Origin of the sequence: Corynebacterium sp. 045007, assembly GCF_040743205.1 — a bacterium.
GTDB classification, from domain to species: Bacteria; Actinomycetota; Actinomycetes; order Mycobacteriales; family Mycobacteriaceae; genus Corynebacterium; species Corynebacterium jeikeium_D.
In genome coordinates, this window is record NZ_JBFLKW010000003.1 from 127,216 (window position 1) to 142,418 (window position 15,203).

The 15,203-nt window shown below is 59.2% G+C and carries 16 protein-coding genes; 3 read left to right on the top strand and 13 right to left on the bottom strand.

The window, feature by feature from the left end:
- The first annotated feature begins 59 nt into the window (after positions 1–59).
- Positions 60–581 carry a murein hydrolase activator EnvC gene (locus AB1Z34_RS02900; RefSeq protein ID WP_367157860.1) on the top strand — a complete coding sequence of 174 codons (522 nt, stop codon included), beginning with the start codon at positions 60–62 and terminating at the stop codon, positions 579–581.
- A 14-nt stretch (positions 582–595) separates the two neighbouring features.
- On the opposite strand, the gene AB1Z34_RS02905 is transcribed toward AB1Z34_RS02900, so the two are convergent.
- From AB1Z34_RS02905 to AB1Z34_RS02945, 9 genes are all read right to left on the bottom strand, one after another.
- Positions 596–1,435 (bottom strand): tyrosine recombinase XerC, encoded by an 840-nt coding sequence (locus AB1Z34_RS02905; RefSeq protein WP_367157880.1) that lies wholly within the window; start codon positions 1,433–1,435, stop codon positions 596–598.
- A 306-nt stretch (positions 1,436–1,741) separates the two neighbouring features.
- On the bottom strand, positions 1,742–2,878 hold the full coding sequence (gene dprA, locus AB1Z34_RS02910; RefSeq protein WP_070546677.1) for a DNA-processing protein DprA: 1,137 nt from the start codon (positions 2,876–2,878) through the stop codon (positions 1,742–1,744).
- A 29-nt stretch (positions 2,879–2,907) separates the two neighbouring features.
- Entirely contained in the window at positions 2,908–4,440 is a 1,533-nt protein-coding gene (locus tag AB1Z34_RS02915) for a YifB family Mg chelatase-like AAA ATPase (RefSeq protein WP_367157861.1), read from the bottom strand.
- The gene (locus AB1Z34_RS02920) at positions 4,441–4,863 is read right to left on the bottom strand and encodes a YraN family protein (RefSeq protein ID WP_070858204.1); all 423 of its coding nucleotides are present in this window, start codon (positions 4,861–4,863) and stop codon (positions 4,441–4,443) included.
- 212 nt (positions 4,864–5,075) lie between these two features.
- Positions 5,076–5,378: a DUF2469 domain-containing protein gene (locus tag AB1Z34_RS02925; protein WP_005509529.1), complete on the bottom strand. Its 303-nt coding sequence runs from the start codon at positions 5,376–5,378 to the stop codon at positions 5,076–5,078.
- Positions 5,379–5,432: 54 nt separating this feature from the next.
- A complete protein-coding gene (locus AB1Z34_RS02930) occupies positions 5,433–6,137 on the bottom strand; it encodes a ribonuclease HII (RefSeq protein ID WP_284870139.1) in 705 nt (234 codons plus the stop codon).
- Positions 6,112–6,909, bottom strand: coding sequence for a signal peptidase I (gene lepB, locus AB1Z34_RS02935; RefSeq protein ID WP_048735525.1), 798 nt, complete (start codon positions 6,907–6,909; stop codon positions 6,112–6,114). Before lepB ends, AB1Z34_RS02930 begins: the two co-directional genes overlap by 26 nt.
- A gap of 74 nt (positions 6,910–6,983) precedes the next feature.
- Positions 6,984–7,325, bottom strand: a complete 342-nt coding sequence (gene rplS, locus AB1Z34_RS02940; RefSeq protein WP_048761860.1) for a 50S ribosomal protein L19 — start codon at positions 7,323–7,325, stop codon at positions 6,984–6,986.
- Between the two features lie 139 nt (positions 7,326–7,464).
- Positions 7,465–8,874, bottom strand: a complete 1,410-nt coding sequence (locus AB1Z34_RS02945; protein ID WP_049170763.1) for an HNH endonuclease signature motif containing protein — start codon at positions 8,872–8,874, stop codon at positions 7,465–7,467.
- 340 nt (positions 8,875–9,214) lie between these two features.
- Here AB1Z34_RS02945 and AB1Z34_RS02950 point away from each other — a divergent pair, with 340 nt between their 5' ends.
- Positions 9,215–10,198, top strand: a complete 984-nt coding sequence (locus tag AB1Z34_RS02950; RefSeq protein WP_048735516.1) for a DUF1648 domain-containing protein — start codon at positions 9,215–9,217, stop codon at positions 10,196–10,198.
- Between the two features lie 38 nt (positions 10,199–10,236).
- On the opposite strand, the gene AB1Z34_RS02955 is transcribed toward AB1Z34_RS02950, so the two are convergent.
- Complete coding sequence (locus AB1Z34_RS02955; protein WP_367157862.1) at positions 10,237–12,552, bottom strand: Tex family protein; 2,316 nt, start codon at positions 12,550–12,552, stop codon at positions 10,237–10,239.
- Between the two features lie 82 nt (positions 12,553–12,634).
- On the opposite strand from AB1Z34_RS02955, the gene AB1Z34_RS02960 reads away from it, so the two are divergent.
- Positions 12,635–13,129 (top strand): DUF1877 family protein, encoded by a 495-nt coding sequence (locus tag AB1Z34_RS02960; RefSeq protein WP_016422552.1) that lies wholly within the window; start codon positions 12,635–12,637, stop codon positions 13,127–13,129.
- On the opposite strand, the gene AB1Z34_RS02965 is transcribed toward AB1Z34_RS02960, so the two are convergent.
- The 3 genes from AB1Z34_RS02965 to rimM are packed head-to-tail and all read right to left on the bottom strand — an operon-like array spanning position 13,089 to position 15,114.
- Positions 13,089–13,736, bottom strand: coding sequence for a phosphatase PAP2 family protein (locus AB1Z34_RS02965; protein WP_070546686.1), 648 nt, complete (start codon positions 13,734–13,736; stop codon positions 13,089–13,091). The two genes, AB1Z34_RS02960 and AB1Z34_RS02965, sit on opposite strands and share 41 nt — an antisense overlap.
- A complete protein-coding gene (gene trmD / locus AB1Z34_RS02970) occupies positions 13,736–14,623 on the bottom strand; it encodes a tRNA (guanosine(37)-N1)-methyltransferase TrmD (RefSeq protein ID WP_069358773.1) in 888 nt (295 codons plus the stop codon). The genes AB1Z34_RS02965 and trmD overlap by 1 nt, the downstream gene beginning before the upstream one ends.
- Positions 14,620–15,114 carry a ribosome maturation factor RimM gene (rimM, locus tag AB1Z34_RS02975; protein ID WP_367157881.1) on the bottom strand — a complete coding sequence of 165 codons (495 nt, stop codon included), beginning with the start codon at positions 15,112–15,114 and terminating at the stop codon, positions 14,620–14,622. The genes trmD and rimM overlap by 4 nt, the downstream gene beginning before the upstream one ends.
- Positions 15,115–15,203: the final 89 nt, after the last annotated feature.

The window sequence follows — 15,203 nt, forward strand, 5'->3', positions numbered from 1 at the left end:
AACCGCTTGCAATGCACTGCCGCTTGTCGACGGGTGTAGCGTCCGCCACACTATCGCGCATGACAACCAAGCAGAGTTTCAGGCGCTCGCTAATGCGCACATTAGCGCTATTCGTGCTCGCTGTCGCGCTAACAACACCCCCAAGCCCACCTGCAGCTACCGGCGAGCCAATATCCGCCATTGCGCATACCTTCCCTGTGCACGGCAAAATACTACGCGACTACGCCCCACCGGAAAAACGCTGGCAGCCTGGACATCGCGGAGTAGACCTGAACGCCTCCCCGGGCCAGCCAATCCGCGCCTCAGCTCCCGGTGTGGTGCATTTCGCCGGTTCGATCGCCGGAATGACTTCCGTGTCAATCATGCACGCCGATGGCATCCGCACAACCTATCAGCCCATAGATACCGCGTTAGAAAAGGGAGACCACGTGGCCGCTGGCCAGGTGATTGGCCATCTTGTGGTTAACGCCAAACATCCCGAACCGGGCCTGCATTGGGGCGCACTGCGCGGCAAGGACTATCTCAATCCACTTGATTTGATACAGCGGAGGCCAATCGTGCTCAAACCCTTGAACAATTAAACAACCCTGCGCGATTAAGCGCGCGGATGTGCCCGCTTGTGTACTTCACGGAGACGGTCCGCTGAGACGTGGGTATAAATCTGCGTGGTCGCCAGACTCGAATGACCGAGCATCTCCTGCACCACACGCAAGTCAGCGCCACCTTCCACCATGGCTGTGGCCGCAGAGTGCCGGAGCGAATGCGGTGAAACATCAGCCCATTTATGAATCACTCGGCGCGCCTGACGAGGATTCAATCTACCTCCACGCACACCGAGAAAAAGCGCATGTTCGGCCTGTGCGGAAGCATGAAAGCTTCCACGCACCTGGAGCCAGCCTTTGAGTGCCGCCTCCGCTGGTGCACCGAAGGGCACGATGCGCTGCTTGTTCCCCTTACCCACTACCGAGATGATATGGCGGGAAAAGTCCACATCAGAGACATCGGCCTTGCACAGCTCTTCTACACGCATCCCGGTGGCATACAACAGTTCCACAATGGCCAAGTCGCGAGCTGCTACTGCGCTGTCCTCGGCGGAGACTTTCTCGATTGCCTCCTCGACCCTCTCCGGCGAGAGCACTTCCGGAAGATGCTGATGCTTCTTCGGCGTTGACAGCCGCAGCGACGGATCAGCATCGAGAATTTGCCGAGCTACGAGCCAACTACAGAACTGGCGAATGGACGTCGTTAAGCGAGCCAGCGATGACCGCGCAGCACCCTCCGCATGCTTCGCGCCGAGGTGCGCACGGATGACAGGGGTGGAGAGTTCACTGATGTGGTCCAGGCCGGCGAGGAGGGGGATGAGATCGGCTCGATAGGCACGGACGGTTGCGTCAGAGAGTCTGCGGGAATAAGTCAGCTCATCGAGAAAATCCATGAGCACGGCCTCAATATTGGCGGATAACCCGAGATCCGGCTCAGTCCTGTCGTCGTTATTGGTTGCGCGCTTCACGGTTCTGACCTTAGTAGACGCACACCGCGAGACCTCACCAGACAGCGGAAAAAGGCAGTGACTCCGACTTTCGCCAGAGCCACTGCCCTATTGCCTCACCCATGTCACAAGCCCGTTTCCGTAACAGTTACTTAGGCTTGCCTTGCCTATATTACTGAGCGTACAGAGAATTGCAATACCTAATTCAAGATTTTTTCGAGATTCTCTGCAGAAGGCTTTATTAGCGCCTCACTAACGCTTCTGTTCCTGGCGCAACCACCCACCCTCCACCCGACTGGTCAGCCCCTGTCCCTGCAGCTCCAGCAACAAATGTGTCGTAAGCGCCACGGCCAATCCCGCCTGCGCTGCGACTTCTCCCACCGGCGTTGGCTCCGCAGAATTCAGAGAGTCGTAGACAGCGAGCTCGTTTCGAGAAAGCTTCTGCACCGCCGACTTTTCCCACAACAATTCAAGCTGAGCATCCTCATTCACTGTGCCAACTGACCGATACAGCGACCGCACATTATCGGCACTACACACCAGGACAGCCTCGCCACTGCGGATTAGGTCATGACAACCAGAGGTAGTTTGCAGCGTCACCGGTCCCGGCACTGCTCCCAAGGGCTTGTTTAGCCTCACTGCCCAGTGCGCTGTGTTGCGCGCCCCTGAACGCCAGCCCGCCTCGACGATTGTGGTTGCTCGCGATAGAGCCGCTACCAGCCGATTCCTAGTCAAAAACCGATGCCGTGCTGGTCGCACCCCCGGTGGATACTCCGTAATCAGCGCACCCCGCTCTGCAATCCGGTCGAAGAGCTCTGCATGCGCCCGCGGATAGTCAACCCCTACACCACCGGCTCCGACCACAACCGTAGTGCCGCCAGCGTCGAGCGCAGCTCGATGCGCCGCGGCATCAATACCCAACGCACCACCACTGATGACACTAACCCCCGCATTCGCGAACTGCCCCGCGAATTGGGCCGCCACCTGTGTCCCGTAGCTGCTGGCCATCCGCGTTCCGACAATCGCCACCGCTTCACTGACCACGTCCCGCAAGTCACGGCCACGCACCCACAGCGCAAGTGGTGGTGCATCGGCGCGGTCACGGACTTCGAGCGTCGTAAAGCAGGACAGCAGCTCCCCCGGCCACTCTGGGTGCCCCGGATAAATAAGACGCCACCCCATCGCTGCCGCCAGCTCCAAATCGTGGCCGCTCTGGTCAACGTCGGCCCGTGCCTGCGTCGTATTGAGCAGGCCTTCCGGCAGCCCGGCGCGAGCCTTGATCCTCTCTGCTACCTCTACCGGGCCAAACTCCGTCACGAGCCGCACAATCTGCGGATGCGTCGCCTCTACCACACGATTCAGGTAAGCCCACGCGTGAATTTCGTCCATTTCTCCCCCTTGATAATGGTTCGGTTGTATTAGCCGCCCTCGCGGTCATGCAGCTGGCAGGCACGTTGCACGTGCTCGAAGGTAAACGCGTCTACTCCCCCGAGATCTGCGAGCGTCCACGCCACTGCGATTACTTTGTCCACTCCCCGCTGGGTAATCTCTCCGTTCCTCAACTGGAAGTCCAATAACGCCATCGCTTCTTCGTCTAAGCCCGCGTGACGACGGAGAAGCGAGCGTGGCACACTCGCGTTGGTGACGGCTGCTTCGTCGGCAAGCCCCAGAGCCTGCCACCTATGGCGGGCACGGTCACGTGCGGCCTGTACCCGATCGCGAACGGCCGCGGAGGGCTCATTGTGTACTTTGTTTTTAATTCCCAGCTTGGCCCCGGCAGGACTGAGCGTGACGTTGAGATCCATGCGATCGCGAAGCGGGCCCGATAATGCGCGACCATGCTTGGCTCGCTCGGCACTAGAACAGGTGCATTCGCTGGCATACGCCGCCCCACACCGACAGGGATTGGTCGCCATGACTAGTTGTGTTCTCGCCGGAAAGGTCACTCGATGGTGCGTACGCAGGTGGACGACCACCCCGTTTTCCATCGGCATCCGCAACGCATCCAATACCGCCGGGCGCATGAGGGTGATTTCGTCCAAGAACAGCACCCCATGGTGGGCAAGGCTAATCGCGCCGGGCTTGGGCACAGCACCGCCGCCGACTAACGCTGCCACAGTCGCGCTGTGATGTGGAGCCACAAACGGCGGATGTTGGACAAGAGTGTCCGCAGTATCGAGCGCTCCGGCCACCGAATGCAGCGCGGTGACCTCCAGCTGCTGCCACTTCTGCAATGGCGGCAGAATTGTGGGCAAGCGCTCAGCGAGCATGGACTTCCCAGTTCCCGGAGAACCCTGCATGAACAGATTGTGCCCACCTGCTGCGGCTACCTCGAGGGCGAAGCGCGCCTCAGGTTGGCCATCGACATCGGCCAGGTCTACCGAGAAGGCTTGTTCGCTGGGGTCGTCGTTAAGCGCGGTCGTCAAACCTGAGCCGGTGAGTACCCAGCCCCATAGCTGTGCGAGGTCGGCTGCGGTGCAGACTGCGATGCCGTCGACGAGCGCGGCCTCGGCGGCGTTGGCGGCGGGGACGACAACCCAACGGGCACCTGCCTCGCGGGCGGCAAGGACTTGCGGCAGCACTCCACGCACCGGGCGAATGGAACCGTCGAGCCCAAGTTCGCCAATGAGAACCGTGTGGCGGAGACGACCTCGGGCCTCCATGTCATCGCTGGTTGCGATAAGGATGGCGCAGACGATGGCGAGGTCAAAGCTAGTGCCGTGCTTGCGGATATGCGCCGGAGACAGACTCACCACGACCTTTGTCTTCGGCCAGGGCAACTGCGAGTTAGCAACCGCCGTGCGCACGCGATGTTTGGCTTCTCCGACGGCGGCATCGCCGAGCCCACCGATATACATTCCTGGCAAGCCACGCCCAACATCGGCTTCCACCTGCACAATAGTTCCTTCAATGCCGCTGAGGCTGACTGCAAGAGCTGTACCGACAGTCATCTAGCAGTCCCACATGATCGCGTCGCTGATTGCGGGAATGTACGTAACTGCAACGACTGGAGGGCCGGACGAAGGGCTGGACACTGTGACTTCTGCGCAGTCGATAACTACGGACTCTAACCAGTTGGTAGAACTCTCTGACAGCCACTGTGCCGCCGCCTTGCGCAAATGACGAAGCTTGGCTGCTGTGATGGACTCTCTGCCGTCCCCAAACTGACTACTTCGCGAGCTGCGCCGCGTTTTTACCTCCACAAAATGCAGCCTGCCGTCAACATCTTCAGCAATAAGATCGAGCTCATAGCGCCCCACCCGCTCATTCCGAGCAATAACTTCCCACCCCTGATCCTCCAACATCTCGGCGACGAAATCCTCCCCAAACGCGCCGAGCTGTCTCGTGGTTAGTTCTTCAAAGCTCTGTGTCATAGCCCCGGTCCCCCTGGTTCCCCGTTGAATTGTGCCTTGGCGGTTTACTGCCTTGGCGGTTTACTGCCTTGGCGGTTCGGAAACACTCTTGCACAGCGGGCATGACAAAGGCCCTCCGATAAATGCTCAGAGGGCCCTAACTGTGGATAATTTTTCGACTGTGGATAACTGTTAGCAGCTAGCCATAACATGCGATGACAGGCGACGATAACCTACGGCAGTCGCAAGTCCGGCTTATCCAGTTCCTCGATATTGACATCCTTGAAAGTGATAACGCGCACGTAGCGGACAAACCGAGCCGGGCGATGGACATCCCACACCCACGCATCCGACATCCGCAGCTCGAAATAGACCTCGTTTTCGCTGTTGTGCGGAATCAGCTCCACAGCATTAGCAAGGTAGAACCTGCGCTCCGTCTCAACAACGTACGAAAACTGACTAACGACATCGCGGAACTCCTTGTACAGGGATAGTTCAACGTCGGCCTCGTAGTTTTCTAGATCTTCTGCGCTCACGACCGCGACGGCTCCTTCGAGTGTTTACATGTTGCTCTTTTTGTACATGTTGGTCTATTCGGGGTGCTCAAGATACTCCGCGTGTGCCAAGCGCACATTGCGGTATGACCACCGATGCACCGGGGTTGCGCCATGGCGTGAAATCGCTTCCATATGCGATGACGTGCCGTAGCCCTTATGCCCCGCCAGACCATAGTCCGGATACTTCTCCGATAGGTCAACCATAATGCGGTCGCGGGTGACTTTGGCTAAGACACTCGCAGCAGCAATACATCGGCAAGCGGAATCACCACCAATCACGGGCAAATAGGGTGCCGTGAAGCCAGACACTTTGAGTGCGTCGGTAAGCACATAGCCAGGACGCTGTCCCAACCCGGCTACCGCGCGGCGCATTCCAGTGACATTCGCGTCCTGAATGCCGAATTGGTCGATGTAGGACGCGGGAATCGTCGTCACGCAAAAAGAGGTGGCGAAGCGTTGGATGAGCGGAAAGAGCCGTTCACGTGCGGCCGGCGTGAGCTTTTTAGAATCGGTGAGCTTATCCAGCTCTGCGATAGGGCGTTCTGGAAGGCAGCAGGCGGCGATAACTATCGGGCCTGCACAGGCGCCGCGACCAGCCTCGTCGACCCCGGCTACAGGTCCAAAGCCGCGCTTTGCCAGAGCGACCTCTATCGTGCGCGACTGCTTCAGCCTCCGCAGTTTCGGCGCCGGCGGCGTGAGCAGACTGTGCTGACTAGTTGTGCTGGATGTCCGGATCATCGACGCCACCGATGCGGTTAAACGGCAGGATGATTGCCTGCACCTTGCCGACGACGTTATCCAGCGGCACAGTACCCTGCAGCTCGTCGCCCATGTGATAGCGAGAGTCCGCAGAGTTGGTGCGGTTATCACCCATGACCCACAGATGCCCCTCCGGCACTGTTACCGGCCCGAAGTACGGGCCACCACACTGCTCTGAGCCAAGATTATCCACCACCGGCTTGTCTGCCGGAGTTTTAATGAAATCCTGGTCTGTCATCTTGCCGTCAACCATGATGCCGGGATCTCCTGGGCGACACTGCACAGTCTGCCCACCCGTGGCAATCACACGCTTGACCAACGCATTTTCATCCGGGGCGACAAGGCCAATCCAGGAACCAACCGTCTGCAGCGAGTTCGCCACCGGGTTAGTAGAACGCTGTGACACGTAGTTACTATTCCAGGACTCCGGGCCATTAAAGACGACAACATCGCCGGGCTTGGGATCTGAGAACTGGTAGGAAACCTTATCCACCCAAATGCGGTCACCGGTGCACCCGACACATCCATTGAGCGTCGGCTGCATCGACTCGGATGGAATCACGTAGACACGGCCGATAAAGGACTGCACACCAGCACTGATGAGCAGGGCAATCACGATAATGATTGGAATCTCGATGTACCACGGAGTGTGCTTTTCAGGCTCCTCGTCAAGTTTCCGGAAGCCTTTCAAGCCTTCAGTACGGTCTTCTTTTTGGCCGTCAGTCTGTTCGCGAGAATCGTCGTCGGTCATGGGAAGAGACTATACGCGATAGAAAAATCCCCACCGAGCTCAACACTCGATGGGGATTATTTTGCGCCAAAAAACTAGCGGCGCTCCTTGATGCGTGCAGCCTTACCGCGCAGGTTGCGCAGGTAGTACAGCTTCGCACGGCGAACGTCGCCCTTGAAGACAACGCGAATCTCGTCGATGTTCGGGGAGTGCACCGGGAAGGTACGCTCAACAGCGATACCGAAGGATACCTTGCGGACGGTGAAGGTCTCGCGGACGCCGCCGCCCTGACGACGGATAACGACGCCCTTGAAGACCTGAATACGCTCGGTCTTACCCTCGACAATCTTTACGTCGACCTCGACGGTGTCACCAGCGCGGAACTCCGGAATGTCGTCGCGCAGGTATGCTGCATCAACCTTGTCAAGAATGTTCATGGAAACTTATTCCTTTACTTTTTGCATAGACAGAGGACCCTGGCGGCGCTTTCCCACAGAGGGACGCTCGGCCGGTTCATGCCCGAAACAGGTAAAGCTGCCTATAAAGACAACCTGGAAATTATTACACACCCCCTGGTCAGAAACCAAACTCTTCCATGTTCGGCGGGTCTTGCGGGTCTTGGGGAGCTTCCGAGTCTTGGGGGTCTTGCGGGTTGGGAGTATCGGTGTCTTCTCCCCTGCGCGCTTCCTCGACCAGCTTCCGTGATTGCTCTATCAGCTCCTGGCGATACTCGTTATATTCTGCCAGCGCCTGCGTCATCCGCAGTCCCCGTTTGTCGAAAGTGTAGCGCCCGTGCCCGGCAAGCGGCCCGTCTTCCAGGCTCACCGCCTTTTTGCCCGTGCTTGACGACGTCCACAGTTCCACCCCATCCCGATCACGTGCAACATTCCACAGACCAGCTGTTTTCATGTTGTGGTGCCGGCGGCAGAGGCAGTGGAGGTTCGGCGTTTCTGTTGCCCCGCCCTCCTCTGGGTGCTCTTTGTCGTACGGCTCAATATGGTCAATGTCGCAGAGCTCCGCGGGTACATCACACCCCGGAAAGCGACACGTTCCGTCCCGACCTTTAACGAAGGCCCTCTGACTTTCGGTTGGGGCGTAGCCCTCCGCGGTTTCGTCGGCAAGCATACGAATATGCGTGACCTTATCAATCCACGCCTGCGTAGCTAACTGCGAGATCCAGCCAACGCCGCCAAGCCAGGCGGTGCGGGGACGCTCCTCTGTGGCAGGACAGTATAGGTTGAGTACGATTTTTGCCTCGGCGGTGCCGCGGATGAGGTGTGTCAAAGCTTCGACTCGAGTGCAGCCAGCTGAGCTGGAGATGGACTCGAGGGTGGTTTTGAATTCGAGAGCGCGGGTCTTTTCCAGCTCCATAAAAACTTCCGCGAAGTTGTCGCTCTCTTCAAAACCGATACTCTCTCCTACTATTTCGCGTTCTCCTGCAGGAAGCAGCGGATCGACATCACCCGGAAGGTTTTTGGGGCGAAGCTGAGGTTCAATTTCTTCGATAACCCGTTGCAGGAATTTATGTAGGCTGCGAACTCCCCGGAGTGCCTCGCCATGCTTTCGGGGAATGACAAAGCGGGCAATTTCTTCTTCAACAGCTGCACGCACCTCTGGATCGTGGAGCGGCGCTGTCGCGCGAGCAATGGTGATCAGATGCGCAAAGGGCAAATGAGCTCGAGCTTTAATAAAGGCACCCAGCCGGGGCATACGCGCTAACTGAATGCCGACCTCTACATACTCGAGCGCCTTACCGCGGGAAATACCCAACTCGGGTGCGATTTCAGCAATGTATGCATCCACATCAATCTCAAGCGACTTCGGCGTGCAACCGCAAGCTATACCCAGTTCCAGGCGATTGCGTTGGATACCCGCCACCGCCAACTGGTTCGTGGATGACTCGTGGAAAAACTGCGGCGCTTCAGGCAGCAGAGCCGCTTGGTAAACATCAGACGGTTGTTTGGCCGGACTATCTTTTTCAGACATTGTTCCCCCAAAGCCCCAACCCCGCTCAGTGTCGATAACCAGTGAATACCACTAGCCCAACGCCAAGAAGAGAAGCTCAAGTACTTTGTTCTTGATGCCTCCATTTTAGCACACCCATTCGATTGCGCAACCCCTTTAATAAAACTTTTTCGCTTGTACATTCGAGTGAATTGTTGAGCGTGTTATCAAATGTCACGAGGTGCATCTTCTGGCGAAACTCCGCGCACACTAAGACGGCACGCTACAACCGCTCGCTACAACGTCACGCTGATACAGCACTCCAATAACGACCGCTGCCGACCGTTGCTACAAAGCCCCCCCCAACTGCTAGATTGTCTCCATGCAGCAGATTCCACGCTTTGACCCCTGGATTGTTCGAGGAACAATCATCGCCCCGTGCGTTCTGGCGATTGCACAGCTTCTGTGGGTAATTGCCATTTCCGACCGACTACCGGAGCAGTTAGCAACGCATTGGAGCGGTAGCGGCACTCCCAACGGTTTCATGCCGCCAATTCAAAGCACATTGATTATGGCCATCATCGTCATCGCATGTGCACAGATCGGTTGGCTCGGCGCCAAGACCAGTACGCCGCTTGTTGTACGGAAGCCAATTGCAATAACCAACCTCGCCCTCTGCGGCTTCTTAATCGGCATTGAATTCGCGATTATCATCCCGCAGATCGGCACGACGGACCCTACGACCGCCCGAATCGGCTGGATCTATGCAATAGCCGGCGTCATCATCGGCCTAGTAGCGGCCCTGCTCGTGACGCGCCGCCTCAAGGACTACTCCTCGCTTACCGACGCCACGGTCACCGAGCCGACATCGCCACAGTTGCCCCATCGAGAAGGAGCCCCGACTCCCATCGATGTCAGTGTGACCATCTCTAAGGGGGTCAAGGTCACCCTCGCAGTCTGGTGCGTGGTGTCTGTAGCGCTCGCAGTGTTCCTGCCAAGCCTCGGCATTGTTTTTCTGCTGTGCACGCCGCTATTCCTCATCGCATATGAAACCGGCATGACACTAGACACGGACCCGAAGACAGATTCCATTACCGTTTTTAACGGCTGTGGACCGCTGAAGATGAAACACCCCATTGAGCTTCGAACCATCAAATATGCGAAGCCGGCCACTTATAACTGGGCCGACGGTGGCGGTATTGGGCTTCGACTTGGCAATGATGGCCGCATCACCGTGGCGGCACGGTCAGGCGAGGCAGTCAAGATTGAGACCTCGGGGTCCGATTACACCATCGTCGTACCGGATGGAATGGCTGCGGCTGTCGCGGGTGAGATCAACAGCCGCATCGACGCTATGCGCCAATAGGCTATGCGCTAACAGATCAAGCGCTAAAAGATCAAGCGCTAAAAGCCTGCCCTGCGCAGCGCGTCAGCCATGGAACCGCCGCCTCCACCACGGTTGGCTCCACCGCGCTTCTTATTCTGGGAACCACGCTTTCGGCCGCCTCCACGGCCTTCTCCGCGACCGCCGTCACACTTTGGCTTGGCATCCGAGGCGTCGTCGTCAAGCCTGAGCGATAGACCGATGCGGTTGCGTTCGACGTCAACGTCGAGAACCTTCACCTTGACCACCTCGCCCGAGCGGACGACCTCGTGCGGGTCGGAGACGAAACCGCGGGCCATGTTGGAGACGTGGACGAGGCCGTCCTGGTGGACTCCGACATCGACGAAGGCACCGAAGGCCGCGACGTTGGTGACGGTGCCCTCGAGAATCATGCCGGGCTGAAGATCGGAGACCTTCTCCACGCCTTCCTTGAAGGTGGCGGTGACGAACTCGGGACGCGGATCGCGGCCGGGCTTGTCCAGCTCGGTTAAGATGTCCTGGACGGTGGGCAGGCCGATGCCGGCGGACTCGTCGACGAAGTCTGCAGCACGCACCTTGGACAAGACGCGGGAGTTGCCGATGAGCTCCTGGACACTAACGCCGGTCGACGCGGCGATGGCATCGACGACGCGGTAGGACTCCGGGTGCACGGCGGAGGCATCCAGCGGGTTGTTAGCGCCGTGGATGCGCAGGAAGCCGGCGCACTGCTCGAAGGCCTTCGGGCCAAGACGCGGAACCTTCAGCAGCTCCTTGCGGGAGGTGAAAGCGCCGTTTTCGTCTCGGTAAGCGACGATGTTGTCCGCAACAGTCGAGGACACGCCAGCAACGCGACCGAGCAGCGGCGCGGAGGCGGTGTTGACCTCGACGCCGACAGCGTTGACGGCATCCTCAACCACGGCATCGAGAGAGTGCTCGAGCTTGGTCTGGGAAACGTCGTGCTGGTACTGGCCGACACCGATGGACTTCGGATCGATTTTGACGAGTTCAGCAAGCGGGTCCTGCAGGCGGCGGGCAATCGATACGGCACCGCGGAGAGATACATCCATGTCCGGGAACTCAGCTGCTGCCAGGGACGATGCGGAGTAGACGGAAGCACCGGCCTCAGAAACCACCACAGGGGTCGGCTTCTTGCCACCGGCCTGAGCTATCAGGTCAGCGATTTCGCGGACCAGGGTTTCGGTCTCGCGGGAAGCGGTGCCGTTGCCGATGGCCATGAGCTCCACGCGGTGCGTGGCGCAGAGAGTGGCCAGTTGCTCCTTGGCGCCGGACCAGTCATTGCGCGGCTGGTGCGGGTAGACGATGGCAGTGTCGAGCACCTTGCCAGTGGAGTCGACAACGGCGCACTTAACACCATTGCGGTATCCCGGGTCCAGGCCGAGAGTGGCGCGCTGGCCAGCCGGTGCGGCCAGCAGCAGGTCACGCAGGTTACGGGCGAAGACATCCACGGCTTCGGCCTCGGCACGCTCCTTCAGTCGAGTGCGGGCATCGAGGGCAGCGGACACCTCCAACTTGGTGCGCCAACCGAAACGAACGGCCTGGTCAATCCACTTGGAGGCACCGCCGTCGGGAAGCTCAAAGGCCTCACGAATCATGTGTTCGTAGGTCTCATCCTCACCCGCATCGATGTTAAGAGTCAGGATGCCCTCGGCCTCACCGCGAAGCACGGCCAGTACACGGTGGCTAGGCATGGTGTCCAGAGGTTCGTTGTGCTCGAAGTAGTCACGGTACTTCGCACCCGCAGTCTCCTTGCCCTCCACCACGGCAGCGGCGGCGGAACCGGAGGACCACACCTGCTCACGGACAGAGCCAACCAAATCAGCATCGGTAGCGAAGCGATCGACCAAAATGGCACGGGCACCGGTCAGAGCGTCCTTCGCATCCTTGCCAGCTGCCTCGCCGTACTTAGTGGCTAGAGTCTCGGGGTCCGCGGCGGGGTCGGCCAGTAGCTCCTCCACCAGCGGTTCGTACCCGGCCTCACGCGCAATATCGGCCTTGGTCTTGCGCTTCTTCTTGTACGGCAGGTAGAGATCCTCCAGCCGTGCCTTGGTATCGCAGGCGAGGATGGCGGCCTTGAGATCGTCGTTAAGCTTTCCCTGCTCTTCGATAGCGGCGAGAATCGTTTGCTTGCGCTCTTCTAGTTCGCGCAGGTAGACGACGCGTTCCTCGATGAAACGCAGCTGTGTGTCATCGAGTCCGCCGGTTACTTCCTTGCGATAGCGGGCGATGAAAGGCACGGTGTTGCCTTCGTCGAGAAGCTTGATAGCGGCGGCGACGGCACTTTCGGCAACGTCCGCACCAGTGGCGGCGAGTTCTCGGGCAATTACTGATGAAATCACCCGGGCAACTTTACTATCGTGGAAGTACCAATTGGCGAACGCCCCACAGAAGGCTCGCAGTAAACACCGGAAAAGGAGCCCCATGAAGCAGAAACTCTGTGCCGAATACCTGCGCATCTCCGACGAGGAGGCAGCGCGGTTAGTTGAGGTCGCAGCACCTGCGGCAACCAGCGACGGCGGCACGGCGGGGCTTGTTAACGACGGCGCGGAGAAGATTATCCTGCAGCACTTCGTCGACGTTCCGGACGAAGACGCCCTGGACATCGACACGGACTGGGAGTCCCTGCTGCGCACGTTGACCGGCAATCCCATCGACGGCCAAGCACTCGGCGACCCGCTGGCGGAGGCCATCCTCGGCGCCGACCGCGTCTGCCGCAAGCCGCTGTCTGCAGTCATCCGCGCCGATCGCGTCGGCGACGTGCACCAGACGCTGGCAAGCATCGATCTTGCCGCCCGCATCACGGACAATGGTTCGCTTATCGACGAAGCCACTGCGACACAGCGGTACCGCGAACTCGTGGCCTTCTACGAGGAGACTAAGGCAGCGCGTAGCGCCGTGCTCGTGGCCATCTCCTAAGAACTAGCAGCGCAACTGCTAAGCCGATAACTCCGGCGATGAGGCCGCCGATAACATCGGTAAGCCAGTGCGCCCCGACCCACACGCGCGACAGTGCCACAGCGCCGATAAGCGCGATGATGGCCAGGTCGAGCAGCTTGCGGGCTGTGCGGCGCAATACGGGGATGGCAAGCTGCATCGCGGCCATACCGCTGGAAGTAACCGCTGCCACATGTGCAGAAGGAAACGCCGCGTCATGTAGGTTGACCAGCGAGAACTCCTCACCCGGTCGGTCGCGGTCCAAAAACCACTTCATGGCATAAGTCACCGCAATCGACGAACCGAATGACGCCGGCAGTAGCAACGCCCACGCACGGAAGCGGAACCACAGGAGTGCCGCAGCAACAAGCGTGACCGGCGCGATGTAAATCGGCCGGATAATCTCGCTCAAAGCCAGCATCAAACTATCGACGCGGCCATCCCGCGCCCCATGCAGGTCACTGACCCAGCCCGCAAACGACTGATCCACGCTCCCCGCCAGCTGCGTCTGAGTGAACCACGCCAGTGCACCTAGGACAGCTAACCAACCAATGACATGCCGGGGTCGCGCAATTCGAACACGTGCCACTAGCAGTTCTCCTCGGTTACTTCCCCAATGACTCCTTGGATTATTTCCCGGTCACGGGCGCTGAGGTCGACGTCGGCAAGCAAATCGGGACGACGTTCGGCCGTGCGGATGAGTGACTGGTCGCGCCGCCAACGGTCCACCAGCGCGTGATTGCCGCTGAGGAGAACGTCCGGCACTGCCAGTCCACGCCACTCGCGCGGCTTGGTGTAGGACGGCCCTTCGAGCAGACCGTCAGAGAAAGAGTCCTCCTCGTGGCTTTTGCGATTGCCCAACACACCCGGGATCAACCGCACGACGGACTCCGCAATCACCAGCACCGCCACTTCCCCGCCGATCAGCACATAGTCCCCAATAGATACCTCACGCACGCGGTAACGATTAGCGGCATCATCAATAACTCGCTGGTCAATGCCCTCGTAGCGCCCGCACGCGAACACAATGTGCTCCTCGTGTGAGAACTCCTGCGCCATCTGCTGCGTAAACGGCTCGCCCGCCGGGGTCGGGACGATCAGCAGGGGCTTCGCTGAATCTTCTTCGCTTAACGACGGCACTTCCGCTGCAGCATAGGAAGATTCCTCGGCCAAACCCAATTTCTGATCATGGCGGACATTGTCCAAATGTGGCACCGCGGACGTGAGCGACTGCTCCGCTTTCAGCGCCGCTACCTCGTCGAGGGCGGGACCCCAGACATCCGGCTTCATAACCATGCCGGGGCCACCGCCGTAGGGCGAGTCATCCACAGCCTGGTGTACACCTGGCGCCCAGTCGCGCAGGTTGTGTACGCCGACACTCAAAATGCCCTGCTCAATTGCCTTGCCCAGCAGCGCATGACGCAGTGGCTCGAGGTACTCCGGGAAGATTGTGACTACATCGAGACGTAAGCTCACAGCTCCAACAGTCCTTCCGGCGGGGTGATGGTGACAGTAGAATTCTCAAGGTCAACTTCCGGAACGATGTCCTCTACCAGAGGGATGAGTACCTCCCGGGCCCCGTCGTCAAGCGTGACTTCAAGGAGACGATGAGCGGGCGCGCGGACGATAGAAGTGACCTCGCCTATATCGGTGCCGTTATGGACTACGCGCAGGCCTTCAAGTTCAAAGTCATAAAAGTCCTCGTCTTCGAAGACGGGCTCGGCATAAAACTTCATGCCCCGATGGCGCTCGGCCTCATTGCGGCCCGGAATCTCCTCGAAGCGAACCAGCAAACGCCCCTGGTGCGGGCGTGCCGTTTTCACAGTCAGCTGTTCCTCACGGCCGGCCTGTACACCCAACAGCGTGGTCCCGACTGCGAAACGCCCTTCCGGGTCATCCGTTGTCGCATCGACGACGACTTCCCCGCGCACACCGTGGGGCTTGATCACTCGGCCAATAAGCACCATGTCAGCTACCGACACGCGCACACTCCCTCTCTTATAAAGGCTCTGTAAAACACCCCGCGTAAAGCAAAAAGGCGCCACCCAACACTTCG

Coding starts and splice junctions, on each gene's coding strand:
- rimM (WP_367157881.1), bottom strand. CDS start 15,114: ATGGTGCTTATTGGCCGAGTGATCAAGCCCCACGGTGTGCGCGGGGAA.
- AB1Z34_RS02905 (WP_367157880.1), bottom strand. CDS start 1,435: ATGGATTTTCTCGATGAGCTGACTTATTCCCGCAGACTCTCTGACGCA.
- AB1Z34_RS02950 (WP_048735516.1), top strand. CDS start 9,215: ATGCAGCAGATTCCACGCTTTGACCCCTGGATTGTTCGAGGAACAATC.
- AB1Z34_RS02915 (WP_367157861.1), bottom strand. CDS start 4,440: ATGACTGTCGGTACAGCTCTTGCAGTCAGCCTCAGCGGCATTGAAGGA.
- AB1Z34_RS02945 (WP_049170763.1), bottom strand. CDS start 8,874: ATGTCTGAAAAAGATAGTCCGGCCAAACAACCGTCTGATGTTTACCAA.
- AB1Z34_RS02930 (WP_284870139.1), bottom strand. CDS start 6,137: ATGATCCGGACATCCAGCACAACTAGTCAGCACAGTCTGCTCACGCCG.
- dprA (WP_070546677.1), bottom strand. CDS start 2,878: ATGGACGAAATTCACGCGTGGGCTTACCTGAATCGTGTGGTAGAGGCG.
- AB1Z34_RS02900 (WP_367157860.1), top strand. CDS start 60: ATGACAACCAAGCAGAGTTTCAGGCGCTCGCTAATGCGCACATTAGCG.
- AB1Z34_RS02960 (WP_016422552.1), top strand. CDS start 12,635: ATGAAGCAGAAACTCTGTGCCGAATACCTGCGCATCTCCGACGAGGAG.
- lepB (WP_048735525.1), bottom strand. CDS start 6,909: ATGACCGACGACGATTCTCGCGAACAGACTGACGGCCAAAAAGAAGAC.
- rplS (WP_048761860.1), bottom strand. CDS start 7,325: ATGAACATTCTTGACAAGGTTGATGCAGCATACCTGCGCGACGACATT.
- AB1Z34_RS02920 (WP_070858204.1), bottom strand. CDS start 4,863: ATGACACAGAGCTTTGAAGAACTAACCACGAGACAGCTCGGCGCGTTT.